We start from the raw sequence: 23,062 nt of genomic DNA, 5'->3' as shown, positions 1-23,062 counted from the left end.
GCTCCCCGTTCAGACGGTCCGTGCGGACCGACGGTACGAGATCACGGCGTACGAACCGAAAGCCAGCAGCCAGGCCGTCAGCACCGCCACCGCCGCGAGCGAGGGCGCCCGGCCCTCCGTGACCGACACCCCGAGCTGCGCGAACCGGTTCGTGGGCGTGTACACCGTTATGGACCGCAGCCAGCCGGGGAAGAGGGCCGGCGGGAACCACAGGCCGCCGATCACCGCCAGCCCCAGGTTGCACACCATGTTCGCGACGCCCGTGGTCTGCGCGGTCAGCCGGTAGCCGTTGCCGAGGCCGAGCAGCGTGAAGGGGACCGAGCCCGCCCACAGCAGCACGGCGGTCGCCGCCCACTGCCAGGCGTCCAGCCGTACGCCGTTGACCAGGCCGCCCGCCGCCAGTACCGCCACGATCGCCGGCAGCACCGTCACCGAACCGGTCAGCGCCCGCCCCAGCACCACCTGGCGCGATGTCATCGGGGTGACCCGCAACTGGCGCAGCCAGCCGGTCACCTTGTCCTCGGCGACCCCGCCGCCCGTGTTGAGCGCCGAGCCCACCGCGCCGTACGCGGCCATCCCCACCATCGACGCCGTCTTCCACGCGCCGTCGTCCCCGCCCCCCAGGTTGGTGAACAGCAAATACATCATCACCGGCATCGCCACGCCGCCGATCACGAAGCCGGTGTCGCGCAGCGTCCGGCGCACTTCGAGCCGCAGATAGTCGAACATCACACCGTCTCCAGAGCGTGCGAGGTGAGGGCCAGGAAAGCGTCGTCCAGGGAGGCGGGGGCGACCTCCAGGCCGCGTATCGCCCCCTGTCCCGCCAGCGCGATCACGGTCGCGTCCGGATCGTCCGTGCGCAGCCGGGCCCGGTCCCCGCGCACCTCCACCGCCACCACGCCGGGCAGCAGCTCCAGGCCCGCCGAGCCGCGCCCCGCCAGGTCGACGGCGACCAGACCGGCGCCCGCCGACCGCCTGAGCTGCTCCCCGGTGCCGTCCGCGACGATCCGCCCCCGGTCGAGGACGACGATCCGGTCGGCGTGCGTGTCGGCCTCCTCCAGATAGTGCGTGGAGAAGAGCACCGTGTGACCGCGCCGGGCGTAGGTCCGCATCGACTCCCAGAACGCGTGCCGCGCCTCCACGTCCAGCGCCGCCGTCGGCTCGTCGAGGACGATCAGCGCGGGGTCCCCGGCGAGCGCCACCGCGAACCGCACCCGCTGCGCCTGCCCGCCGGACAGCCGGTCCACCCGCCGCCCCGCCAGCTCCTCGACGCCCGCCAGCCGCAGCGTCTCCGCCACCGGCAGCGGCGCCGGATAGCGGCCCGCGACGAAGGAGACCAGCTCCCGCACGGTCACGCGCGGCACGGGCCGGGTCTCCTGGAGCATCGCCCCGACCTTCCCGGCCCGCACCGACTCCTCCGGCCGGCCGCCGAACAGCGCGACCACGCCCTCGTCCGGTGTGTCCAGGCCGAGCAGCAGCGAGATCGCCGTCGACTTGCCCGCTCCATTGCGTCCCAGCAGCGCCACCGTCTCGCCGCGTGCCACGTCCAGGTCGATGCCGGCCACCGCGCGCACCGCGCCGAACGTCTTGACCGCCCCCGTGAAGGACACGGCCGGTGGTGTCCCCGTCGTCTGTGTCATGACTACGACGCTAGGGGCGCGCCGCGGCCGGCGGCAGATGCGGTTGTCAGCAGTCGGCCGGTACAAATGTCATGGTCGACGTCCTCCGACCGCGCCGCCCCGGTCCCGCCCGGCGGACCGCGGGCACGCCCCGACGCCGTATCTGACATGGCGTCAGCGGTCTTCACAACTGCCGGGGGCTCGGCTATACAGGGGTTCGCCGGACTGGAACGCGTTCTAGAACGGGCGGGTTCCCCGGCCCCGGTGTCGACCTCGGTGCGGCCGACGGTGCGGACGTCCGCACCGAGGTCTTTCACGCAGTCGCAGTCGCAGTCGCAGTCGTAGGCGTGGTTGCTGTTGCAGTCGCAGTCGTAGGCGTGGTTGCTGTTGCAGCCGCTTAGGTGGTTGTAGGCGCTGTCGCAGCCGAGTTCAGCCGAGTTCAGCCGAGTTCAGCCGAGTGCAGTCCAGTCAGGAGCCCCATGCCCATTGACGCCGCCAAGGCCGTCGCCGCCGAACCGCGGACCGGCCAGATCGCCTGGACCCACAAGGACGTCCAGCTCTACCACCTGGGCCTCGGCGCGGGCGTCCCCGCCACGGACCCCGACGAGCTGCGCTACACCCTCGAATCCAGGCTGCACGTCCTGCCGAGCTTCGCCACCGTCGCGGGCGCCGGGTCCCCGGGCGTGATCAGCGGTCTGTCCATGCCCGGCGTCGACGTCGACCTCGCCCGCGTGCTGCACGGCGGCCAGAGCCTGCGGCTGCACCGCCCGATCCCCGCCGAGGGCACCGCGACCGCCACCGGCCGGATCGCCGCCGTCTACGACAAGGGCACGGCGGCCATCCTCGTCATGCGGACCGAAGTGGCCGACGCCGAGGGCCCGTTGTGGACGAACGACGCCCAGATCTTCGTACGCGGCGAAGGCGGCTGGGGCGGCGACCGCGGCCCCTCCACCCGCCGCGAAGCACCGGCGGGCGACCCCGACCGGACCGTCGAACGCCCCGTCCGCGAGGAGCAGGCGCTCCTCTACCGCCTCTCCGGCGACTGGAACCCGCTGCACGCCGACCCCGAGTTCGCCAAGCTCGCCGGGTTCGACCGGCCGATCCTGCACGGGCTGTGCACGTACGGCATGACGCTCAAAGCCGTGGTCGACACCCTCCTCGGCGGCGACGTCACCCGCGTCCGCTCGTACACCACCCGCTTCGCCGGCGTCGTCTACCCCGGCGAGACCCTGCGCGTCCGGATGTGGCGCGAGGACGGCGCGGTCCGGGTCGCGGTGAGCGCGGCCGAACGGGACGACGCGCCGGTCCTTGCCGACACCACCGTCGAGCACACCTGAGCGTCCTGGACGCCGTGACTGTCGCACGAACCGTACCGAGGGGAGCCGCACCATGCGCGCAGCCGTACTGCACGAGACAGGGCAGGACAAGCTCGAAGTCCTCGACGACGTCGAGGCGGTGGGCTTCGGGCCCGGAAAGGTACGCATCCGGATCCGGGCCACCGGCCTGTGCCACTCGGACCTGTCCGCGATGAACGGCGTGCTGCCGCAGCCCGCCCCGTTCGTCCCCGGCCACGAGGGCGCCGGCGAGATCATCGAAGTGGGCGACGGAGTCGGCCACTTGAAGGCGGGGGACCGAGTCGTCGTCTGCTGGCTGCCGGCCTGCGGAGCCTGTCCGGCCTGCAAACGCGGCCAGACCGAACTGTGCCTGGCCGGCTTCATGAACGCCGGCACCCCCAACTTCCGCCGCGCCGGCGGCGATGTCTTCGGCTTCGCCGGCACCGGCACCTTCACCGAGGAGGTCGTGGTCGACGCGGGCTGCGCCGTCCCCGTACCCGACGACGTGCCCTTCGACATCGCCGCCCTGATCGGCTGCGGCGTCACCACCGGACTCGGCGCCGCCCTCAACACCGCCGATGTGGAAGCCGGTTCGTCGGTCGCCGTCATCGGCTGCGGGGGCGTCGGCATCTCCGCGATCCAGGGCGCCCGCCTCAAGGGAGCCGCCGAGATCGTCGCCGTCGACCCGGTCCCCGCGCGCCGCGAGGCCGCCCTCCGCTTCGGCGCCACCCAGGCCGTCGCCCCCGATCAACTCGGCGACGCCAAGCAGTCGGTGACCGCGGGGGAGGGCTTCGACTACGTCTTCGAGGTCGTCGGCAAGTCGGCCACCGCACGCACCGCCTACGACCACACCCGGCGCGGCGGCACCCTCGTCGTCGTCGGCGCCGGTGCCATGGACGACTTCCTCCAGCTCAACATGTTCGAGCTGTTCTTCGACGAGAAGCGCATCCTGCCCTCCATGTACGGCGGCGGCGACGTCCTGCGCTCCTACGAACGCACCATCGCCCTGTGGCGCGCGGGCCGTATCGACCTGGAGAGCCTCATCACCCACCGGGTGCCGCTCGCCGGGATCAACGAGGCCCTCGACCAGATGCGTTCGGGCACCGCCCTGCGGACCTGCATCGAGATCTGACGCCCCGCCAGCGCCCCCGCCGCCGCTGAGCCAGCGTCCCCGCCGCCGTCGAGCCAGCGCCGCCATCGCCGTCGAGCCAGCGCCCTTACGCTGTCCCGCCCCCCCCACGCTGTTCCGACCGCAACCCCGCACCGCTCCCGACCACCGCTAAGGACCCTGATGTCACTGCCACTTGACGGGCTGACCGCGATCGTCACCGGCGCGGGACGCGGTCTCGGCCGGGCCGAGGCGCTGGAACTCGGACGGCTCGGCGCCGCCGTCGTCGTCAACGACTACGGGCAGCCCGGACGGGACGGCACCGGCGAGGCCTCGGCCGCCCCCGCGGAGCAGGTCGCCGCCGAGATCCGCGCCGCGGGCGGCCGGGCCCTCGCCCACACCGGAGACGTCTCCGACCACGAACAGGCCCGCGAACTGGTCGAGTCGGCCGTCACCGGCTTCGGACGGCTCGACATCCTCGTCAACAACGCCGGCATCCTGCGCGACCGCATGATCTTCTCGATGACCGAGGACGAGTGGGACTCCGTCATCCGCGTCCACCTCAAAGGACACTTCAACACCACCCACTTCGCCGCCGCCCACTGGCGCGCCCGCTCCAAGGCCGCCGGGGCACCGGTGTACGGGCGGATCGTCAACACCTCCTCGGAGGCATTCCTCGCCGGCTCCGCCGGCCAGCCCAACTACGCCGCCGCCAAAGGCGGAATCGTCGGCCTGACGACCTCGACGGCCCTCGCGCTCGCCAAGTACGGCGTCACCGCCAACGTCATCTGCCCGCGCGCCCGCACCCGGATGACGGAGGACGTCTTCGCCGGATTCGGCCGCCCCGACGACGGACTCGACCCGCTCGCCCCCGAGCATGTCGCCCCGCTCGTCGGCTACTTGGCCTCACCCGCCGCCGCGCACGTCAACGGACAGCTCCTCGTGGTGCACGGCGGCATGGTCGCCGTGGTCGAACGCCCGCGCGTGGCGGCCAAGTTCGACAGCAAGCAGGACACCTTCAGCCACGACGAACTCGACGCGCTGCTCACGCCCTACTACGCCGACCGGCCGCGCGGCGAGACCTTCGCGGCGGCCGAGGTGCTGGGCCTCAGGAGGGACCGGGACGGCTCTTCTCACTGAGCGGCCGTCCGGGAGCCGCACACGCGACGGCCCCGCTCGTCATGGTGCGAGCGGGGCCGCCGTGTGCTGCGTCGTGCCGTGCTGTGCTCTGCCGTGCTGTGCCGGGCCGGGGGCCGGTCAGGATGCATCCGGCCGGCTCTCTGGCCTTCAGACCTTCAGACCTTCAGGCATCCAGGCCTTCGGGTATCCACGCCTTGACCTTTCGGACTTTCGGCCTTCGGTTCGTCAGCCTCCGGCCTTCCGGCCTTCCGGCCTTCCGGTCTTCCGGTCTTCAGGCCGTCGTGCCGGACTGGCCGGACGGCTTGCGGTGGCGCCCCTGGGGGGTCGCCTCGGCGTCGTGGCCGGAGACCGGACCGCGGTGCTTCCCGTGGCCGTCCGACCGGACCTCCGACGCCTCGTGGACGTCCGAGCCCCGCGTTTCCCTGGTGCTGGTTTCGCTCATGAAAGTGTTCACCCCGTATGCAAGATCCTTCTTTTCAGCCGGGGGATTCTAACGCGCCGTCATCGCCTGGGCGCCGGAGGGTGACGTTTCTTCATCCTCTCCGCCGGCTTTCTCCCCGTCCCCGGCGACGGGCGGCGCGGCCTCGCCCCCGGGGACCGGACCGCTGGGCATCGGCGGGCCCGCGTGCAGGGGGCGGCGGTGGGTCGGGCGGAACTCCGGCTGGGCGGGGGGCGTTTCGGGGCCGACGCTCGTTTCCGCCGGGCGCACCTCGACCTCGACCGGCAGGGTCGCGATGAACCCGGCGCCGAGGCTTCTCCCCGGCGGGGGAGTGTCGGCGACCTTCGTCCAGAGGGCGGGCCTGGGCTCGCGGGCCGGTTGCCCGGCGGGCGCGGATTCCGGGGCGCCGGCGTGATGGCGTACGCCCGTGGCGGGAGCGGTCTGCCCGGTGTCGGGCGCCGAGACGGCCCCGGAATCGGGTCCGGGGACGAACCCGGAGTCGGGCCCGGAGACGAACTCGGAGTCGGACCCGGTGTCGGGCGCTGTGGCGGACCTCGCGTCGGACCCGGAAGCGGGGTCGGCCGTGTCCGTCCCCGGGGGCTGTTGCCGGGCCGCGTCCACGAGGGCCGTCGGCTGGGCTGGGCGGGCCGCGGAGGCGTGGACCACCGGTCCCGCGCTGACCACCGCCTGCCGGGGCGTCGCCAACTTGCTTTCGAGGGGCGCCTGTTGAAGCGGTACGGGCCGGGGCGCCGGGCGCTCCGGGGGAGCCGTGTCCTCCGGGTCCGCTTCCCGCGCCGCCGGGGCCACCGTCAGCCGCTCGACCCCGCACGGCACGGCCCCCGAGGCGTACGGCAGTTGGAGCACGCCCTCCCTGGTCCACAGGCCTGTTCCGGCCAACCACCCCTCGGGCGCGGGCCGGTGGTCGATCCGGCGCTCCGAGGGCCGCCACATCCCCACCCAGGTGCCGCCCGGCCCGTCGAGGCGCAGGGCGACCGCGCAGGCCTCCGGGGTCAGCACCTGGCCCGGCTGGATGGCGAACGGCGTGATCGAGCAGCCCGTAGCGCTCAGGCACTCCGGGAAACGGACCGGCAGGGTGCTGCCGAGCACACCCCAGCCGAGCCGTTCGCGGCCGGGAGAAGGGGCGTCGGAGCGGATCAGGAGAAGTCCGCTGTCGGCGTCCGCGAGGAGCAGCCGGTCGTTGCTGTGCTCGGCGATCTGGAGGAGCGGCGAGACCTCTCCGCCGCGCTCCAGGTCGACCACCACGGTCTTGGTGCGGCCCCCGTGGAACCGGTCCAGCGCGAGCAGCCGGCCCGTGGCGTCCAGCCACACCCCTCCCGAACAGTGCCCCGGCACCTCCGCGAGATGCTCGGGACCGAACGCGCCGCCCGCCACCAGCCACACCGCCGTGGACCCCCGTCCCACGGCGAGGGCGTAGGCCCGCTCCCCGTCCGGCGCGGGCGGCAGCAGCCGCAGCCGGGTGCCGGCGTCGGGGCACTCCACCGCGCCGAGCGGCAGTTCACCGGTGCCGGGGCCGGTGGGGTAGAGCAGCGAGAACGTGTGCCGTCCGTCCGCGATCCGATGGATCAGCACCCTGCCGTCCGTCAGCGGCAGCACCTCGGTGCCCGGCTCCTCCGGCTGATGGGAGGGCAGCGGAACGGCGTAGGGCTCCGGCCCGTCCAGCGTCCAGCGCTCCGGGTACCAGGACTCCCCGTCGCTGGTCAGCCGCGCCCCGTACGTCCCGTCCGCGGTGATGACACAGGCGGGCGGAGCAGCCCACCCGCTCGCGACGTCGTCGTCCTCGTCGCCCATCCCGTCCTCGCTCGCCACCACGGGCTCCGTCGCACCGGCCGTCATCGTTCGGTCACCTCCGGCGACGAAGCTAGTTTTCGCACGCACAGACGGGGGACCGACGGGCTGTGGCTTCACACATAAGGGTGGCCATGTCGGGATTCGCCTGAGGGAAGGGGGGCGGATGTGCTGAGCCGGGGGTGACCGGGCTGGGTCCGTCGCCGGGTTCGCCGCAGCTTCCCCGGTCCGCCGTCGGGGTTCGCCGTGGGCCGCCTCTCGGGGCTCCGCCGCCGGTCCGCAGCAGGGTCCCTCACCGGCTCCACCGTCAGTCCGCCGCAGGGCCGCCCCCCGGGGTCTACCGGCCACCCGCCGTCGGCCCATCGTCGGCCCATCGTCGGTCCGCCGCCGGTCCGCCGTCGGGTCCGGTCCCGGCTCCGCCGTCCGGGCGCGGGTCCCGGGGTCCGCGGCCGGTCGGGGAGGCACCCGGGCCAGGTAGCCTTTCCCCGTGCCCCGTCTGTCTGAAGTCATCACCGCGCTCGAATCCCTCTGGCCCCCTCAGTCGGCCGAGAGCTGGGACGCGGTCGGCACCGTGTGCGGCGATCCGGACCAGGACGTCGCGCGCGTGCTGTTCGCCGTCGACCCGGTCCAGGACATCGTCGACGAGGCGGTGAAGCTGGGCGCCGACCTGCTGGTCACGCACCACCCGCTCTACCTGCGCGGTACGACGACCGTGGCGGCCGGCACCTTCAAGGGCCGCGTCGTGCACACCCTGATCAAGAACGACATCGCGCTGCACGTCGCCCACACCAACGCCGACCGTGCCGACCCGGGAGTCAGCGACGCCCTGGCCGGAGCGCTGGACCTGCGGGTCGTACGGCCCCTCGTGGCCGACCCCACCGACCCCGAGGGGCGCCGGGGCCTCGGCCGGGTCTGTGAGCTGGACCACCCGCTGACCGTGCGCGAGCTGGCCGAGCGGGCCGCCGAGCGGCTGCCCGCCACCGCGCAGGGCATCCGCGTCGCGGGCGACCCCGAGGCGCTGGTGCGCACCGTCGCCGTCAGCGGCGGCTCGGGCGACAGCCTCTTCGACGACGTACGCGCCGCGGGCGTGGACGCCTTCCTCACCGCGGACCTGCGCCACCACCCGGTCTCCGAGGCCCGCGCGCACAGTCCTCTCGCGCTGCTCGACGCGGCGCACTGGGCCACCGAGTGGCCCTGGTGCGAGCTGGCCGCCGCCCAGCTCGACGAGATCTCCGACCGGAAGGGATGGGGACTGCGTGTCCACGTCTCCCGGACGGTCACCGACCCCTGGACCGCCCACGCGGCCTCACACAACGACACATCAGGAGCCCCCAACTGAACGCCGAGCCCGCCGACCAGATCCGACTTCTCGACGTCCAGGCGCTCGACGCCCGCCTGCAGCAGCTCGCGCACCTTCGGCGGTCGCTTCCCGAGCACGCCGAGATCGAGTCGCTGAACAAGGACCTCACCCAGATCCGGGACCTGCTCGTCGCCGCGCAGACCGAGGAGAGCGACTGCGCCCGCGAGCAGACCAAGGCCGAGCAGGACGTCGACCAGGTGCGCCAGCGTGCCGTCCGCGACCAGCAGCGGCTCGACTCGGGTGCCGTCACCTCCCCGAAGGACCTGGAGAACCTCCAGCGCGAGATCACCTCGCTCGCCAAGCGCCAGGGCGACCTGGAGGACGTGGTCCTGGAGGTCATGGAGCGCCGCGAGTCCGCGCAGGAGCGGGTCGCCGAGCTGACCGGGCGTGACGCGTCCGTGCAGGCGAAGATCGACGACGCGATCGGGCGGCGCGACGCGTCGTTCGAGCGGTTCGACGCCGAGGCCGCCTCGGTGACCAAGGAGCGCGAGGTCATCGCCGCCAGCGTGCCCGCCGATCTCCTCAAGCTGTACGACAAGCTGCGCGAGCAGCAGGGGGGCGTCGGCGCCGCCCGCCTCTACCAGCGCCGCTGCGAGGGCTGCCGCCTGGAGCTGAACATCACCGAGGTCAACGAGGTGAAGGCGGCGTCCCCCAACACGGTGCTGCGCTGCGAGAACTGCCGTCGCATCCTGGTGCGTACGTCCGAGTCCGGCCTGTAGGGGTCGGGAGTCAGGGAGTCCGTCGCGTGCGGGAGTTCATTGTCGAGGCCGACGGGGGTTCCCGGGGCAACCCGGGGCCCGCGGGCTACGGCTCGGTGGTCATCGACGCGGCCACGGGGGAGACGCTGGTGGAGCGCGCCGAGTACATCGGCGTCGCCACCAACAACGTCGCGGAGTACCGCGGGCTGCTCGCCGGGCTGCGGGCGGCCCGTGATCTCGACCCCGAGGCGCGGGTCCTGGTCCGGATGGACTCCAAGCTGGTCGTCGAGCAGATGTCCGGCCGCTGGCAGATCAAGCACCCCGCGATGCGCCCGCTGGCGGCGGAGGCGGCCGGCATCCTCCCGCGCTCGCAGGTCACCTACGAGTGGATCCCCCGAGAGAAGAACAAACACGCGGACCACTTGGCCAACAAGGCAATGGACAGGGCGGCGACCGGCGAAGCCGAGATCCCGGGCGAGCGGCCCGATTCCCCCGGCGGCGAAGCCGCGATTCAGGCAGGGCGGCCCGAGTCCCCCGGCGCCGAAGCCGCGAAGCCAACCGACGACAGCCGAGCCGCCAGAACCGACGACAGCCGAGCCGCCAGAAACGACGACAGGCGAGCCGCCAGAAACGTGGCGACCGTCGGCTGGGGCTCACCCCCCGACATGGGCGCCCCCGCCACCTTCGTCCTCCTGCGCCACGGCGAAACCCCCCTGACCCCCCAGAAGCGTTTCTCGGGCAGCGGCGGCAGCGACCCCTCCCTCTCCGCGGTGGGCCGCGACCAGGCCGAGCGCGCCGCGAAGGCCCTGGCAGCGCGCGGCACCATCCAGGCCGTCGTGGCCTCCCCCCTCGCCCGCACCCGGGAAACCGCGGCCGTCGTGGCCGAGCGCCTGGGTCTCGACGTCGCCGTGGACGACGGTCTGCGCGAGACGGACTTCGGCGCCTGGGAAGGCCTCACCTTCGGCGAGGTACGCGAACGCCACCCGGACGACCTGAACTCCTGGCTCGCCTCCCCGGACGCCCAACCGACCGGCGGCGGCGAGAGTTTCGCCGCGACGGCCCTGCGGATGGCGGAGACCCGCGACCGGCTGACCGCCGCCTACGCGGGCCGTACGGTCCTGCTCGTCACCCATGTCACCCCGATCAAGACCCTGATCCGGCTGGCCCTGGGCGCCCCGCCGGAGTCCCTGTTCCGGATGGAGCTGTCGGCGGCGTCGCTCTCGGCGGTGGCCTATTACGCGGACGGCAACGCGAGCGTCCGCCTTTTCAACGACACCTCCCACCTGCGCTGACTCACTCCCGACGGGCGATTTCCAGGCGTACGGACTCCTGGTGCGCGGGCTGCGGGCGTACGGACTCCGGGAGTACGTGAGTACGGGAGTACGGGCTTCCGGCGTACGGGCTCCTGGTGCCCGGGCTCCCGGCGTACGGGTTCCTGGTGCGCGGGCGCGGGCTCCCCATGTGCGGCGTCCCGGCGCGCCGCCCGGCCCCGGACGGAGGATCTCCGCGCTCTCCCGGTCGGCCGGAAGAAGCGCCTCCAGGTGGAGTTCGGCACGCAGCAGGCCGCAGGCGGGCCCTGACACCTGCCGGCGGCCCCCCCCGGCACCTGCTAGATGGATCGCCCCGCCGCCACCCCTAGCGGCGCAACGCCGAAGCCTCCCTGGCCAGTTGCTCCACGCGCTGCCAGTCGCGCGCGGCGACCGCGTCCGCCGGGAGCATCCAACTGCCGCCCACGCACCCCACGTTGGGGAGCGCGAGATAGTCCGGCGCGGTGTCGGGGCCGATGCCGCCGGTCGGACAGAACCGTGCCTGCGGGAGCGGCCCCGCCAGCGACTTGAGGTACGCGGTGCCGCCGGCGGCCTGGGCCGGGAAGAACTTCATCTCGCGCACCCCCCGCTCCAGCAGCGCCACCACCTCCGACGTGGTCGACACCCCCGGCAGGAACGGCACCCCCGACGTCTTCATGGCGTCGAGGAGCGCGTCCGTCCAGCCCGGGCTGACCAGGAACCGGGCGCCCGCCGCGACCGACTCCGCCACCTGCTCCGGCGTCAGCACGGTGCCCGCGCCGACCACCGCGTCCGGCACCTCCGCCGCGATGGCCCGGATCGCGTCCAGCGCGGCCGGGGTCCGCAGCGTCACCTCGATCGCGGGCAGCCCGCCGGCCACCAGCGCCCGCGCCAGCGGAACGGCGTCGGCGGCGTCCGCGACCACGACGACGGGGACGACGGGCGCGAGATCCAGGACGGAGGCGTGCGAAGACGGGGGCAGCGGCGAAGTCATGCGCACATCCTGCCCGGGGTGTGCAGCATGCGCAAAGGTCGTTGCGCATGCTGCAATGAGGCTGTGTGGGGCGGCTTGTGCCCGCCGGCTCAGTGGATCTCCGTCACCACCACGTCGAGCGCCCAGGGCCGCCCCGCCCGGCCGGGGGCCTCCGCCTCCACCGTGTATCCGAGGTCCCGCAGCGCCTCGACCAGCTCGGCCGGGTTCTTCGGCGCGGTCCCCGTGCCGAGCAGGCTCCGGATGATCCGGCCTTTGGTCGCCTTGTTGAAGTGGCTGACGACCGACCGCTTCTCGACGCCGTCCACGACCTGCGCGTGCAGTACCCGTACCGTCGCCGTCCGCTCCGCGACCTCGCCCTTCGGCTTCCAGGCCGCCGTGTACGCCGAGGACCGCAGGTCGAGCACCAGTCCGTCGCCCGCCGCCTCGGGCAGCGCGGTCGCCATCGGCGTACGCCAGTGCCCGCCGAGCGCGCCGAGACCGGGCAGCTTCACGCCCATCGAGCAGCGGTAGGAGGGGATCCGGTCGGTCACCCGGACGGCGCCCCACAGCCCGGAGAACACCAGCAGCGACCGGCCCGCGCGGCGCTTGGCCGCGGTGTCCAGCGAGGCCAGGTCCAGGGCGTCGTACAGCACCCCGGTGTAGATCTCGCCCGCCGGACGGGCGCCCGCGGTCCGCAGCTCGGTGTTCTTCGCGATCTCCCCGCGCAGCCCCTCGCTCAGCCCGAGCACCTCACGGGCCTTCTCCTCGTCGGCCGCGCACAGCTCGACCAGCTCGTCCAGAACGGCCTGGCGGGCCTGCGTCAGGCCGGGCAGCGACAGCGACTCCAGCTTGAGCGGGGTGCCCCGGCCGGAGGGGGCCTTGCCTTCGGAGGGCGGCAGCAGCACGAGCACGGTTGGTTCTCCTCACGGTGGATATGGCCCGGCGCCAGCCTAAACGGTGCCCCCGGCCCACCCGGACGGCCCGGGCACCCGCCGACACCTGCACCCGGCGTGCCCGCCGACACCTGCGCCCGGCGTGCCCGCCGACACCTGTGCCCGGCCTTCCCGTCGGGGACGGAATTCCGCGTTCCCGCCGGAGACGGCACCCGACGGCACCCGACGGCACCCGCCGTGCCCGCCGACACCGGCATTCGGCGTGCCCATCGGGAACCCGCCGCCTAGGCTCGGACGCATGCCTCGCCGTCGCGTCCGTCTCACCGGTGCACCGCAGGCTCCGCTGCGAGCCGCCCTCAGCGCGTTGCGAACCGAACTCGGGGTGCCCGAGGCCTTCCCGGCCGAGGCGCTCGCGGAGGCCGCCCGGCCGCCCCGCCCGCCCTCGTACGACGCCACGGACATCCCCCTGTTCACCATCGACCCGCCGACCTCCCGGGACCTCGACCAGGCGATGCACCTGTCCCGCCGGGACGGCGGCGGTTACCGCGTCCGGTACGCCATCGCCGACGTGGCCGCCTTCGTCACCCCCGGCGGAGCCCTGGACGCCGAGGCCCACCGCCGCGTCATGACCCTCTACTTCCCCGACGAGAAGGTCCCCGTCCACCCGCCCGAACTCTCCGAGGGCGCCGCCAGCCTCCTCCCGGGCCAGGACCGCCCCGCCGTCCTGTGGACCATCGACCTCGACGCCGACGGCCGTACGCTGACCACCGACGTCCGCCGCGCCCTGGTCCGCAGCCGCGCCAAACTCGACTACGCGCACGTCCAGCGGCAGATCGACGCGGGCACGGCGGAGGAACCCCTCGCCCTGCTCAGGACGGTCGGCTCGCTCCGCGAGACCCTGGAGGCCGAACGCGGCGGCATCTCGCTGAACGTGCCCGAGCAGGAGATCGTCGAGAAGGACGGCACGTACGAACTCGCCTACCGCGCCCCGCTGCCCGCCGACGGCTGGAACGCCCAGATCTCCCTGCTCACCGGCATGGCGGCGGCTGACCTGATGCTCGACTGCGGCACCGGCGTACTGCGTACCCTGCCCGCCGCGCCCGACGGGGCGGTCGGCCGGCTCCGCCGCACCGCGAAGGCCCTGCGCATCGACTGGCCGCACCACGTCTCGTACGCGCGGCTCATCCGCTCCCTCGACCCGCGGCTGCCGCACCACGCGGCCTTCCTCCAGGAGTGCACCACCCTGCTGCGCGGCGCCGGCTACACCGTCTTCCGTGACGGCGAGCGTCCCGAGGCCACCGCGCACGCCGCCGTCGCCGCGCCCTACACGCACTGCACGGCCCCGCTGCGCCGGCTCGTCGACCGCTACGCCGCCGAGATCTGTCTCACGGCCGCCGCCGGACAGCCCGTTCCCGAGTGGGTCCTCACGGCCCTGGACGCCCTCCCCAAGGAGATGGCCGACGGTGGGCGGCGCGCGGGCACCGTCGAGCGCGAGTGCGTCGACATCGTGGAGGCCGCCCTCCTCAAGGACCGGGTCGGCGAACTCTTCGAGGCCTGCGTGGTCGACGTCCAGGAACACCAACCCACGGTCGGGACAGTCCAGTTGGAGTCCCCGGCGGTCTACGCCCGGATCGCCGGCGGCACCTCCCACCTGCCCCTGGGCGAACGCCTCCGGGTCCGCCTCACCCAGGCCGACCCGGGCACGGCCAAGGTCGAGTTCGCCCCCGCGTGACCGTGACGGCACCGGCACCGGCACCGGCACCGGCACCGGCACCGGCATCCGCACCGGCAGCGGCCTCGGCGCACCGTAACGGCGTGAACGGCCCCGCCCACCGCGAGCCCGTCGACCCGCCGACCTGTCGGCCTGTCGGCCCGTCGACTCGTCGACCCATCGGCCCGTCGGTCCGTCCGGCGAACGCCGCCCGGCATGAAACGGTACCCGCCCGCGTTACCCCTTCCGGCGGTGCCGACGTGCGGCGTCGGACGGACACGGGGGAGTACGGGACGGTGACGGACGACGACGCCGGGACGGTGCTGCCCCTGTCCGGCCGCGAGGAGGCCCGCTGGACCCGGGCCACCCTCGGACGCGACGGACACCCGCTCGACCTGCTGACCGCGCGCTTCGACCAGCACCGCTACGCGCCGCACGCCCACGACGAGTTCACCATCGGGGTGTGCGTCGGCGGCTCGGAGATCATCGACTACCGCGGCGGCCACCTCCACGCCGGACCCGGCTCCATCGTCGTCCTCGCACCCGGCGAGATCCACACCGGCGGACCCGCCGCCTGCGACGGCTACGCCTACCGCGCCCTGTACGCCGAGCCGTCCCTCCTCACCGAGGCCACCCTCGGCCCGCTGCCGCACTTTCGCGAAGCACTCCTCGACGACCCCGAACTCGCCGCCGCGCTGCGCTCCGCGCACACCGAACTGAGCGCCTGCCCCGACCCGTTGGAGGCCGAGTCGCGCTTCCCGTGGCTGCTGGCCGCGCTCGTCCGCCGCCACTCCACCGCCCGCCCGGACCGCGACGAGATCCCGGGCGCCGCACGCGTCGCCGCCGCCGTACGGGACCGGCTGGCCGGCGAACTCCAGGCCCCGCCCTCCCTCGCCGCCCTCGCCACCGACCTCGGCCTGTCCCGCTACCAGCTCCTGCGCGCCTTCCGCACGACGGTCGGGATACCGCCGTACGCCTGGCTGGCCCAGCACCGGGTGCACCGGGCCCGCCGGCTCCTGGAGTCGGGGCTGCGCCCCGCCGAGGTCGCGGGCCTCGTCGGCTTCGCGGACCAGGCCCACCTGACCCGCTGGTTCCGGCGGGTGCTCGGGGTGACACCGGCGGCGTACCGCGCGAGCGTGTTCCCCCGATGACCGGGCGCGTCCGCCGCCGGTGAGGGAGGCGCAACAGCGTTCAAGACAGGCCACCGGCGGGCGCCCGACACTGCGCGTATGACTGCACGTGGCTGGTTCCTGTTCTCCCTGATGGGCGTGGTCTGGGGCATCCCCTACCTGATGATCAAAGTGGCGGTGGACGAGGTGTCCCCGTCCGTGGTGGTGTTCACGCGCTGTGCGATCGGCGCGGCCCTGCTGCTGCCGTTCGCGGTCCGCCAGGGCGGCCTGACCCGGACCGTCCGGGCGTACTGGCGGCCGATGCTGGCGTTCGCGTGCATCGAGATCATCGTGCCGTGGTGGACGCTGACCGACGCGGAACGCCATCTGTCCAGCTCCACCGCCGGGCTGCTGATCGCCGGTGTGCCGATCGTCGGCGTGGCCGCGGCGCGGCTGCTCGGCGACACGGAACGGCTGGGCGCCCGGCGCGTGGCGGGCCTCGCCCTCGGCCTGTCCGGTGTCGCCGTCCTCACGGCACCGCACCTGACCGGGGGCGACACCCGGTCGCTCGGCGAGGTGCTGCTGACGGTCGTCGGCTACGCGACGGCGCCGGTGATCGCGGCCCGCCGGCTCAAGGACGTTCCCTCGCTCCACCTGACGGCGCCGTGCCTCGCCCTGGCGGCCCTGGTCTACGCCCCCGCGGCACTGCTCACCCGCCCGGCCACCGTCCCCTCCGCCGACACCCTGGCCGCCCTCGCGGGCCTCGGCGTCATCTGCACGGCGGTGGCCTTCGTGGCGTTCCTGGAGCTGATCAAGGAGGCGGGCCCGACGCGGGCGACCGTGATCACGTACGTCAACCCGGCGGTGGCCGTGGCGGCGGGCGCGCTGTTCCTGGGCGAGCCGCTGAGCACGGCCGTGCTGGTCTCCTTCACCCTCATCCTGGCGGGCTCGGTCCTCGCCACCGCGACCGCCGGTCCGCGCCGCGCCGTCCGGCCGGTACCATGGTCGACACGGCAGACGAGCCGGGCGGACGGCCGCGTGGAGGTCCTTGTGGACCTTCCCGAGGAACGTCCGGGCTCCACAGGGCAGGGTGGTGGCTAACGGCCACCCGGGGTGACCCGCGGGACAGTGCCACAGAAAACAGACCGCCGGGGACCTCGGTCCTCGGTAAGGGTGAAACGGTGGTGTAAGAGACCACCAGCGCCTGAGGTGACTCAGGCGGCTAGGTAAACCCCACCCGGAGCAAGGTCAAGAGGGAGCACCCCGGTGCTCCTGCGCGGACGTTCGAGGGCTGCCCGCCCGAGTCCGCGGGTAGACCGCATGAGGCCGGCGGCAACGCCGGTCCTAGATGGATGGCCGTCTCCCCGGCCGCCGCGAGGCGCCCGGGCGACAGAACCCGGCGTACAGCCCGACTCGTCTGCCGCTCACCCAGGGCCTTCCGCGCCACGCGTCCACCGCTCGGCGTCCCTCCCGTCCTGCCAGGGGGCGGGCCGGCAGTTCCTCGTCGAACCGCACTCGCGTGCTGCCATGGTTCCGGGCAGGCGCGTCGACGGGCGTGCTCTCCAGCGGCGCTGTCAGGAAGCCGGAGGCTTACGGTGCCTGCCGGTCCCGGGGCCGAGGTTCGGGGTCGCCGTAGGAGTGGGGGTTGAGTCGGCCTCGGTGTGAGGGAACAGGATGCTTCTTGCTTCCGACAGATTCGCCGCAAAGCCGTACGGCTCCCACAGATGCCCGTTCCACCGCTGGATCGCGCGAGGCGCACCGGGGTTCAGATGCGACGCCCGCGGGCCGTCGCCGGTCACGAGGGGTACGGCACGGAGCTGCCCGATCCTCGCGTCCCGGCGCTCGGCCCACTCGGCGAGCGGTTCGTCGTCCATGGCGAAAGCGTAGTGGGTCGGGTGATGCGGTCTTCCGGCGTTCCGCCGGGCGACGAAGGAACGTTCCCATTTGTCCCGCAGGGCCGTCGGCCGCCTCGACGGACGGTCCAGGTCTCGCAGCCGACGGAGAGCGCGGGCATCCACTGCTCCGTGAAGGTGGCGATGCAAGCACCCTCCCCGCGTGTCCGCGCAGGTCGTATGCCTTCAGAGCGTGCTCGAACCGGCGCCGGGTGCGGGCCGGGAGGCGGCGGCCGGCCCCGGCGGTCGTGCGAAGGCGGCTTCGGACAGTTTCGCGTCCTGAAGCCGCAGCCCGCCGGTCCGGCCTTCCGGTCACACGTAAACGCCCTCCCCGCCCATTCAGGCGGGAAGGGCGCTCGCGTCGGCTCTACCCGGTCGCCGTGAGGCGTCCGGGCGAGCGAACCCGGCGGACGGCCCGACTCCTCCGTCGCCGGGGGCGTGAGGAGGCCGTGGTCCGGTGGGGGTGGGAGGTCAGGGGGAGTCGGCGGCTATCCAGGCGTCCAGTTGTTCGCGGGTCGTCGTCGGATCCGCGATCAGTTCGGCCAGGTCGTCGTCGGCCCGGTTGCGGGTCGAGACGGCCGGGCAGCGCCGGCAGGCCTCGACGCCGGTCTGGCTCCACCACTGGCACTTCGTCCGCAGATGGCAGCGCGGGACGCCGGCCTCGGACGCGCGCGGCGTCGCGAGCACGCGTTCGACCAGGGTGCAGTCGTCGCCCCGGCGGTTGACGCAGTCGGAGACGCAGTGCGAGGCGAACCGCAGGATCCGCCTCGGTTCGACTCCCTCGGGCACGTCACCCAGCACCTGCGACGCCGGCACCGGGTCGGCCAGATAGACCACCCGGCCCTCCTGACCGGACCGCACGCCCAGGACGACCGCCTCGGGCGCGTGCGCGTCACCGCTCGGACACCAGCTTGTCGGAGACTCGTCCTTGTCCACGGTCCTCGGCCTCCTCGGATCAGCAGGGGGCCACAGCGGACCGGCCGACGGTGTTCTCGCTCAGCGCGCCGCCGCTCTCCCGCGCCGCGGCCTGCTGGATGCTCGCCTTCAACTGCTGTACCGAGGTGATGCGTTCGGCCTTCACGGGGGCCGGGGCGGCGCTGGCCGTGGCCGAGCCCGCCGCCAGGAGGCCGGCGGCCAGGAGAGCCGCGGCGCCGGTCGCCGCCGCCGTACGGGACGAGTTCTTCATGTCCACTCCTTCTGCTGGGGACGTGGTCCGTGGCCGGAGGCCCCGCGGTCGGAGGTCTCCGGTTGGCGCTTCTCGGTGGTGGCGAGGAACATCCGGCCCGAACGCGCGACCGCGTCGGATTCGCAGCCGCTCACGAATGCAGGAGACTATGCGCCGGGCCGGACGGCGGGCGGCAGTTGCGGCGGCGGTTGACCGGCAGTCGGCCTTGCGCCGGAAGTCGACGGGTGCGGGAATGGCCGGTTTCTTTCCCATCCCGGCGGAATTCCCGTCGGGCTGCGGGCCATTGGCGGGAGCGTTCGCGTCAATGCCGGGGGTTCTTCCGGTCATTCCCGGAGTGCTTCGGGGCATTCCCGGAAGGCCGCGGACCGCCCGTATTGCCGTCCGGCAGTTGCGCCCCGGAGGACGGGCGGGCCTATTCCTCCCTCATTCGTCTCCCGTCAGCCACCCTCTCGCCACGGCTCGGCAACCCGCCTGGAAACGGCTGCGGGCACCCAGCAACTCCATCAGGTCCGCGGCGATACGCCGGGCCGTGCGCGGGGAGACCCCGAGCCGTTTGGCGACCACCTCGTCGGTCAGGCCGCGGCTCAACAGCCGTAGCGTCTCGGCCTCCTGGGGTGTCAGACCGCGCTCGTTGCGGTCGCGCGTCGCCGTCCCGAGGGGCACGGCGTTCTCCCAGATGGTCTCGAAGAGGGCGCTGAGCGCGGTGAGGGTGCCGCTTGCGGTCAGCACCAGCGCGCCGGCCCCGCTGTCCTCCTCGTCCGTCGGCACGATGGCCGTGCGCCCGTCCAGGATCATGAGACGGATGGGCAGCGACGGGGCGGTACGCACCTCGCCGCCGAGACCGGTCAGCCACTTCGCGTACGTGGTGGTGGCCGGGCTGTTGCGCACGCTGTCCAGGTAAACGGTCCGCATCCGCACCCCGCGTTCGAGCAGTTCCAGGTCCTGCGGATGGGCCGCGTCCATGTTCTCCGCGGTCTGGGCGCCGTCGGGGGCCAGCGTCATCACATCGGACGTGACGTCCTTGACGAGGATGCTGATCCGGTCGCGTATCTCCTCTATGCCGTCGAGGTGTTCGACCTCATCGGTGATGTGCCGCGGCCGGGCCAGCGAGAACTCCGCCGTCAAGTGGGCTGCTGCGAGCCGGAGTTGCTCGATGCGCTGCTGCTCCGAGGCCAAACGTTCCTGCTGGCGCGCGATGAGCGCCTGGACGCCGATCTCGGGATCGACGGCCCGGAACGAGTGGGGAGCGTCGAACGACGTCCGGATCAGCGCCAGTTCGCTGAGTGTGTCGAGTGCCCCGCGCAGCTCCGCGTCCGAAAGGCCGAGGTCCGCGCGCAGTTCCTCCAGGCCGGACTGCGGGCGGGCCAGCAGGGCGCGATAGACGGATTCACAGGTGCGGTCAAGACCGAGCGCAGCCAAAAGCATGCTCTCCCCCGGGTTGGCGGCTGTACCACGACGGGTCATCCAAGCACGCATTCCGGGGTGTCACCAGTTGTCGGAAAAACCATGACGGCATCATTGCCCCGCCGAGTGGCCCTTTCCGGCCCTGGCAGAAAACGTCCACCTTTCCCGCTTGCCGGTCATCGGTTGCTTCCCAAGGGTCGAAGGATGCATCTCATCCATGTGCGTCTGCACACGCCCCGCGACTTCCGGCTGCCGGAGGATCTGGCGGCACAATTCATCGCGCAGGCGACGCCCGCGGAGGGCGTCGAGCACGTGAGCGTCCACCCGGGCACCGCCCACGGGCTGACCGTCGGGCTCTATGTCGTGGCCGAGTCGCTCCTGATCGCGGAAGAGGTCGCTCTCGCGGTCTCCCGCCGCACCGTCGAACATGTGCCCGGACTGGGCCGAAGCCGCATCACGAGCTGCTCGGCGGCGCTCGTGGGGGCGTACTTCGACCGCCTGCTGGAAGGCCCAGGTGGTGATGGACGGAGTATGCGGCTGCCGGATGAGGACACGTCCGAGAGCTGACATTCCCCGGGCGGCGGGCCGAAAGTGGTGACACCGGAAGGCGCCGGACCCCAGCGGGGGACACGCCACCGGAAGCCGGGGGAGCCACCCGCCCCCGGCGTGAACCCACCGACATTCGCCGCACGTTCTGTCAGGAGGCCGTTCCATGTCCGCTATGCCCAGCTTTGTCGCCAAGTTCGCCGTCACCCTCGCCCTGGTCGCCGTCCCCGCCGCCGGTGTCGCCGCGGTCGCCACGCACTCCCCGTCCACCGGCACCCGCGTGGTGGCCGACGACGGTGCCACCCCCACCGCCACCCCGACGGCCGGCAAGGACACCACCGGCTGGCAGTGACCGTCCGCACCCACCACCGAGACCGGGGGACAGGAACCGTGACCACGCTTGCCAAGACCAGCCCCTTCGGATCCCTGCTGCAGTTCCACCGCATCCGGGAGGGCTACACCCAGCAGCAGCTCGCCGACTTCTCGGCGCTGAGCGTCCGCGCCATCCGCGACCTCGAACACGGGCGCGTCGAACGGCCGCGGCAGGACACCGTACGACTGCTGGCGGACGCCCTGCGGCTGAACGAGGAGAGCCGCGACGCCTTCGCCAAGGCCGCCCGCGCCGCCGAGCCGGACCGCGCCGGCGCCCCCGAGTGGGCCGCCCCTCGCTCGCACACCGGGTTCGAGTACGCGACCATCCTGCTCGCCTCGCTGTCTCCCGACGCCGGTGACGGCACCTGGGAGACCGCCCTCAACGACATGGCCAAGCAGTCCTGGCGGCTCCTCGCCGTGGACGAGGGCGTGGCCTTCCTGGAGCGCCGGCTCGACCCCTGTTGAGCGTCCGGCCCGCCCCGGGCCGAGTCCGTGGCGTCGATCCACCGAACGACAGAGCCCGTTGGCCGATCCGCCGCGCGGCAAGGGTCGTTCGCTGATCCGCCCAGCGACGACGGTCGTTCACCAACCCGCCCGCCCGGAACGCCCGTTGGCCAGTCCGTCGGACGGAGCCGCCCGTCGCCAACCCGTCGGACAGAGACGCCCGTTCGCCAACCCGCCCACCGGAAAAGCCCGTTCGCCAATCCGGCGCACGGAAAATCCCGTTGGTCGATCCGGCGCACGGAAACGCCCGTTGGTCGATCCGTCGGACGGAGACGCCCGTTCGGCGATCCGCCACGCGAAAACGGGCGTTCGCCGGTCCGTCGGACGACGCGAGCGTTCGATGCGCGTGAAGTTCCGCGAATCTGCCGTACGCAACTGCCGACCGGCCGAAAAACCCCGCATTAATCTCACGCTGAAATCAGCCGGAGTGGCCGGCCGCCGGATCCGATCGGTCCGGCCGGTCCGCCCTTTCAGAGAATCGAGACCGCACATGGCAACGGCCCTGACGGAAACGGCCCTGACGGAAGCGGCGGCACCCCACCGGACGCGTCCGCCGAAATCCCCGCAGGAACATCTCTCCGACCCGGTCACCCGTGACGTCCTGCGTGTTCAGCACCGCATGCTGATGGCGATACGCGCTCATCTGGACGAGGCCGGTTTCGTGGAACTGCGCGCGCCGATCATCGGCCCCGTCACCGACCCCGGGGTGCGGGGCGCCAAGCAGGTCGACATCGACTACTACGGCCGCCGCTACAAGCTGATGACCAGCGCGATCCTCTACAAGCAGGCGTCGCTGCACGCCTTCGACAAGATCTTCTGCATCGCGCCCAACGTCCGCCTGGAGCCCCCGGAGACCGCGGACACCGGCCGTCACCTGGCCGAGTTCCACCAGATCGACGTCGAGGCCGCCGGTCACGACCGCGAGGACATCATGCGGGTCGCCCAGGGCATCGTGGTCACCGCGGTCCGCGAGGTGGCCGCCACCATGGGGGAGGAGCTGGCCCGGCTCGGCCGGGACACGAGCAGCTTCCAGGACGTGCTGGCCGGCCCCTTCGACGTGATGTCGCACGCCGACGCCGTGGCCCGGGTGGACGGCGACCCGCACGCCGAGATCGCCTGGTCCGACGAGGCGCGGCTGTCCCGCCAGTCCACCCGCCCCTTCTTCGTCACCGACTACCCGAAGGGCTCACGCGGCTTCTACGACCGCGAGAGCCGGGAGAACCCGGGCGTGCTGCGCAATTTCGATCTGCTGCTGCCCGAGGGATACGGCGAGATAGCCAGCGGCAGCGAACGCGAGCACGAATACCAGCGGATCGTGACCCGTATGCGGGAGACCGGGGAGAACCCCGCCAAGTACGGCTGGTATCTCGACATGGCCCGCGCCGGTATTCCGGCCAGCGCCGGATTCGGTATCGGCCTGGAACGCCTCACCCGCTATGTCACCGGTGTCGAATCGGTGTGGCAGGCCAGTGCCTACCCGAAACTCCCGGGCATCTACTCGGCCTGATCCGCGGCCGGGTCCGCGGACAGGCGCGCGGCCGTGTCCGCGGATAGGCCCGCGGATAGTCCGCCAATACGTCCGCGGATACGTCCGCGACCTGATCCGCGAGCCGCCCCGTGGCCTGATCCGCGGCCCGCCGGCCGTCCCCGCACTTCCCGTTCGTGAGATCCGTCAGCCCCAG

Annotated in this window: 21 protein-coding genes, 1 other RNA gene and 3 pseudogenes; 14 read left to right on the top strand and 11 right to left on the bottom strand. The window is 72.9% G+C overall.

What is annotated here, in order from left to right; all coding sequences use genetic code 11:
• Positions 1-9 precede the first annotated feature (9 nt).
• Complete coding sequence (locus AB0912_RS12545) at positions 10-729, bottom strand: ABC transporter permease (protein ID WP_366698605.1); 720 nt, start codon at positions 727-729, stop codon at positions 10-12.
• Positions 729-1,640, bottom strand: coding sequence for an ABC transporter ATP-binding protein (locus AB0912_RS12540; protein ID WP_366698603.1), 912 nt, complete (start codon positions 1,638-1,640; stop codon positions 729-731). The genes AB0912_RS12545 and AB0912_RS12540 overlap by 1 nt, the downstream gene beginning before the upstream one ends.
• A gap of 458 nt (positions 1,641-2,098) precedes the next feature.
• Here AB0912_RS12540 and AB0912_RS12535 point away from each other — a divergent pair, with 458 nt between their 5' ends.
• From AB0912_RS12535 to AB0912_RS12525, 3 genes are all read left to right on the top strand, one after another.
• A complete protein-coding gene (locus tag AB0912_RS12535) occupies positions 2,099-2,956 on the top strand; it encodes a MaoC/PaaZ C-terminal domain-containing protein (RefSeq protein WP_366698601.1) in 858 nt (285 codons plus the stop codon).
• A 52-nt stretch (positions 2,957-3,008) separates the two neighbouring features.
• A complete protein-coding gene (locus AB0912_RS12530; RefSeq protein WP_366698599.1) occupies positions 3,009-4,085 on the top strand; it encodes a Zn-dependent alcohol dehydrogenase in 1,077 nt (358 codons plus the stop codon).
• Positions 4,086-4,244: 159 nt separating this feature from the next.
• The gene (locus AB0912_RS12525; protein ID WP_366698597.1) at positions 4,245-5,201 is read left to right on the top strand and encodes a 3-oxoacyl-ACP reductase; all 957 of its coding nucleotides are present in this window, start codon (positions 4,245-4,247) and stop codon (positions 5,199-5,201) included.
• Positions 5,202-5,472: 271 nt separating this feature from the next.
• Here AB0912_RS12525 and AB0912_RS12520 read toward each other — a convergent pair whose 3' ends face one another.
• Positions 5,473-5,643, bottom strand: coding sequence for a hypothetical protein (locus AB0912_RS12520; protein ID WP_366698595.1), 171 nt, complete (start codon positions 5,641-5,643; stop codon positions 5,473-5,475).
• Between the two features lie 699 nt (positions 5,644-6,342).
• Positions 6,343-7,449, bottom strand: a pseudogene (locus AB0912_RS12515) (hypothetical protein); the annotation flags it as partial.
• A 484-nt stretch (positions 7,450-7,933) separates the two neighbouring features.
• Here AB0912_RS12515 and AB0912_RS12510 point away from each other — a divergent pair.
• From AB0912_RS12510 to AB0912_RS12500, 3 genes are read left to right on the top strand one after another with little or no spacing between them, the layout of a single operon-like run.
• Positions 7,934-8,785 carry a Nif3-like dinuclear metal center hexameric protein gene (locus AB0912_RS12510; RefSeq protein WP_366698593.1) on the top strand — a complete coding sequence of 284 codons (852 nt, stop codon included), beginning with the start codon at positions 7,934-7,936 and terminating at the stop codon, positions 8,783-8,785.
• Positions 8,782-9,525: a C4-type zinc ribbon domain-containing protein gene (locus tag AB0912_RS12505; RefSeq protein WP_366698815.1), complete on the top strand. Its 744-nt coding sequence runs from the start codon at positions 8,782-8,784 to the stop codon at positions 9,523-9,525. The genes AB0912_RS12510 and AB0912_RS12505 overlap by 4 nt, the downstream gene beginning before the upstream one ends.
• A 26-nt stretch (positions 9,526-9,551) precedes the next feature.
• On the top strand, positions 9,552-10,796 hold the full coding sequence (locus AB0912_RS12500; RefSeq protein ID WP_366698591.1) for a bifunctional RNase H/acid phosphatase: 1,245 nt from the start codon (positions 9,552-9,554) through the stop codon (positions 10,794-10,796).
• Positions 10,797-11,139: 343 nt separating this feature from the next.
• Here the strand turns inward: AB0912_RS12500 and eda are convergent, their stop codons facing one another.
• Entirely contained in the window at positions 11,140-11,784 is a 645-nt protein-coding gene (gene eda, locus AB0912_RS12495) for a bifunctional 4-hydroxy-2-oxoglutarate aldolase/2-dehydro-3-deoxy-phosphogluconate aldolase (protein WP_366698589.1), read from the bottom strand.
• An 89-nt stretch (positions 11,785-11,873) separates the two neighbouring features.
• Entirely contained in the window at positions 11,874-12,674 is an 801-nt protein-coding gene (yaaA, locus tag AB0912_RS12490) for a peroxide stress protein YaaA (protein WP_366698587.1), read from the bottom strand.
• A 280-nt stretch (positions 12,675-12,954) separates the two neighbouring features.
• Here yaaA and AB0912_RS12485 point away from each other — a divergent pair, with 280 nt between their 5' ends.
• The 4 genes and pseudogenes from AB0912_RS12485 to rnpB all read left to right on the top strand — a co-directional run bounded on the left by AB0912_RS12485 (position 12,955) and on the right by rnpB (position 16,896).
• Positions 12,955-14,388 (top strand): RNB domain-containing ribonuclease, encoded by a 1,434-nt coding sequence (locus tag AB0912_RS12485; RefSeq protein ID WP_366698585.1) that lies wholly within the window; start codon positions 12,955-12,957, stop codon positions 14,386-14,388.
• 308 nt (positions 14,389-14,696) lie between these two features.
• Positions 14,697-15,518, top strand: coding sequence for an AraC family transcriptional regulator (locus AB0912_RS12480; RefSeq protein ID WP_366698813.1), 822 nt, complete (start codon positions 14,697-14,699; stop codon positions 15,516-15,518).
• Positions 15,519-15,596: 78 nt separating this feature from the next.
• Positions 15,597-16,376 (top strand): annotated as a pseudogene (locus tag AB0912_RS12475) (EamA family transporter); the annotation flags it as partial.
• Between the two features lie 118 nt (positions 16,377-16,494).
• Positions 16,495-16,896: RNase P RNA component class A (rnpB, locus tag AB0912_RS12470), an RNA gene on the top strand.
• Positions 16,897-17,050: 154 nt separating this feature from the next.
• Here rnpB and AB0912_RS12465 read toward each other — a convergent pair.
• From AB0912_RS12465 to AB0912_RS12445, 5 genes are all read right to left on the bottom strand, one after another.
• Positions 17,051-17,350 (bottom strand): DUF6087 family protein, encoded by a 300-nt coding sequence (locus tag AB0912_RS12465; protein WP_366698583.1) that lies wholly within the window; start codon positions 17,348-17,350, stop codon positions 17,051-17,053.
• Between the two features lie 489 nt (positions 17,351-17,839).
• The gene (locus tag AB0912_RS12460; RefSeq protein WP_366698581.1) at positions 17,840-18,304 is read right to left on the bottom strand and encodes a hypothetical protein; all 465 of its coding nucleotides are present in this window, start codon (positions 18,302-18,304) and stop codon (positions 17,840-17,842) included.
• Positions 18,305-18,323: 19 nt separating this feature from the next.
• Entirely contained in the window at positions 18,324-18,554 is a 231-nt protein-coding gene (locus AB0912_RS12455) for a hypothetical protein (RefSeq protein WP_366698579.1), read from the bottom strand.
• The gene (locus AB0912_RS12450; RefSeq protein WP_366698577.1) at positions 18,551-18,688 is read right to left on the bottom strand and encodes a hypothetical protein; all 138 of its coding nucleotides are present in this window, start codon (positions 18,686-18,688) and stop codon (positions 18,551-18,553) included. The genes AB0912_RS12455 and AB0912_RS12450 overlap by 4 nt, the downstream gene beginning before the upstream one ends.
• 289 nt (positions 18,689-18,977) lie before the next feature.
• Positions 18,978-19,979, bottom strand: coding sequence for a helix-turn-helix domain-containing protein (locus tag AB0912_RS12445; protein ID WP_366698575.1), 1,002 nt, complete (start codon positions 19,977-19,979; stop codon positions 18,978-18,980).
• 183 nt (positions 19,980-20,162) lie between these two features.
• Between AB0912_RS12445 and AB0912_RS12440 the strand changes: the two genes are divergently transcribed.
• From AB0912_RS12440 to AB0912_RS12425, 4 genes and pseudogenes are all read left to right on the top strand, one after another.
• Positions 20,163-20,525 carry a hypothetical protein gene (locus tag AB0912_RS12440; protein ID WP_366698573.1) on the top strand — a complete coding sequence of 121 codons (363 nt, stop codon included), beginning with the start codon at positions 20,163-20,165 and terminating at the stop codon, positions 20,523-20,525.
• A gap of 145 nt (positions 20,526-20,670) precedes the next feature.
• Positions 20,671-20,856 carry a hypothetical protein gene (locus AB0912_RS12435; protein ID WP_366698571.1) on the top strand — a complete coding sequence of 62 codons (186 nt, stop codon included), beginning with the start codon at positions 20,671-20,673 and terminating at the stop codon, positions 20,854-20,856.
• Positions 20,857-20,894: 38 nt separating this feature from the next.
• Positions 20,895-21,125: pseudogene (locus tag AB0912_RS12430) on the top strand (helix-turn-helix transcriptional regulator); the annotation flags it as partial.
• A gap of 745 nt (positions 21,126-21,870) precedes the next feature.
• Positions 21,871-22,887 (top strand): asparagine synthetase A, encoded by a 1,017-nt coding sequence (locus AB0912_RS12425; protein ID WP_366698569.1) that lies wholly within the window; start codon positions 21,871-21,873, stop codon positions 22,885-22,887.
• The last annotated feature ends 175 nt before the right edge of the window (positions 22,888-23,062 follow it).

Origin of the sequence: Streptomyces sp. NPDC007084 (assembly GCF_040703595.1) — a bacterium.
GTDB lineage: Bacteria > Actinomycetota > Actinomycetes > Streptomycetales > Streptomycetaceae > Streptomyces.
The sequence above is the reverse complement of the archived record's forward strand: the minus strand, read 5'-3'. Positions and strand labels throughout refer to the sequence as shown.

Excerpts from the sequence above, each read along its gene's own strand:
- AB0912_RS12455 (WP_366698579.1), bottom strand. The coding sequence starts at position 18,554 with ATGAAGAACTCGTCCCGTACGGCGGCGGCGACCGGCGCCGCGGCTCTC.
- AB0912_RS12545 (WP_366698605.1), bottom strand. The coding sequence starts at position 729 with ATGTTCGACTATCTGCGGCTCGAAGTGCGCCGGACGCTGCGCGACACC.
- AB0912_RS12435 (WP_366698571.1), top strand. The coding sequence starts at position 20,671 with ATGTCCGCTATGCCCAGCTTTGTCGCCAAGTTCGCCGTCACCCTCGCC.
- AB0912_RS12530 (WP_366698599.1), top strand. The coding sequence starts at position 3,009 with ATGCGCGCAGCCGTACTGCACGAGACAGGGCAGGACAAGCTCGAAGTC.
- AB0912_RS12535 (WP_366698601.1), top strand. The coding sequence starts at position 2,099 with ATGCCCATTGACGCCGCCAAGGCCGTCGCCGCCGAACCGCGGACCGGC.
- AB0912_RS12540 (WP_366698603.1), bottom strand. The coding sequence starts at position 1,640 with ATGACACAGACGACGGGGACACCACCGGCCGTGTCCTTCACGGGGGCG.
- AB0912_RS12425 (WP_366698569.1), top strand. The coding sequence starts at position 21,871 with ATGGCAACGGCCCTGACGGAAACGGCCCTGACGGAAGCGGCGGCACCC.
- AB0912_RS12445 (WP_366698575.1), bottom strand. The coding sequence starts at position 19,979 with ATGCTTTTGGCTGCGCTCGGTCTTGACCGCACCTGTGAATCCGTCTAT.
- AB0912_RS12440 (WP_366698573.1), top strand. The coding sequence starts at position 20,163 with ATGCATCTCATCCATGTGCGTCTGCACACGCCCCGCGACTTCCGGCTG.
- AB0912_RS12525 (WP_366698597.1), top strand. The coding sequence starts at position 4,245 with ATGTCACTGCCACTTGACGGGCTGACCGCGATCGTCACCGGCGCGGGA.
- AB0912_RS12485 (WP_366698585.1), top strand. The coding sequence starts at position 12,955 with ATGCCTCGCCGTCGCGTCCGTCTCACCGGTGCACCGCAGGCTCCGCTG.
- AB0912_RS12520 (WP_366698595.1), bottom strand. The coding sequence starts at position 5,643 with ATGAGCGAAACCAGCACCAGGGAAACGCGGGGCTCGGACGTCCACGAG.
- eda (WP_366698589.1), bottom strand. The coding sequence starts at position 11,784 with ATGACTTCGCCGCTGCCCCCGTCTTCGCACGCCTCCGTCCTGGATCTC.
- AB0912_RS12465 (WP_366698583.1), bottom strand. The coding sequence starts at position 17,350 with ATGGACGACGAACCGCTCGCCGAGTGGGCCGAGCGCCGGGACGCGAGG.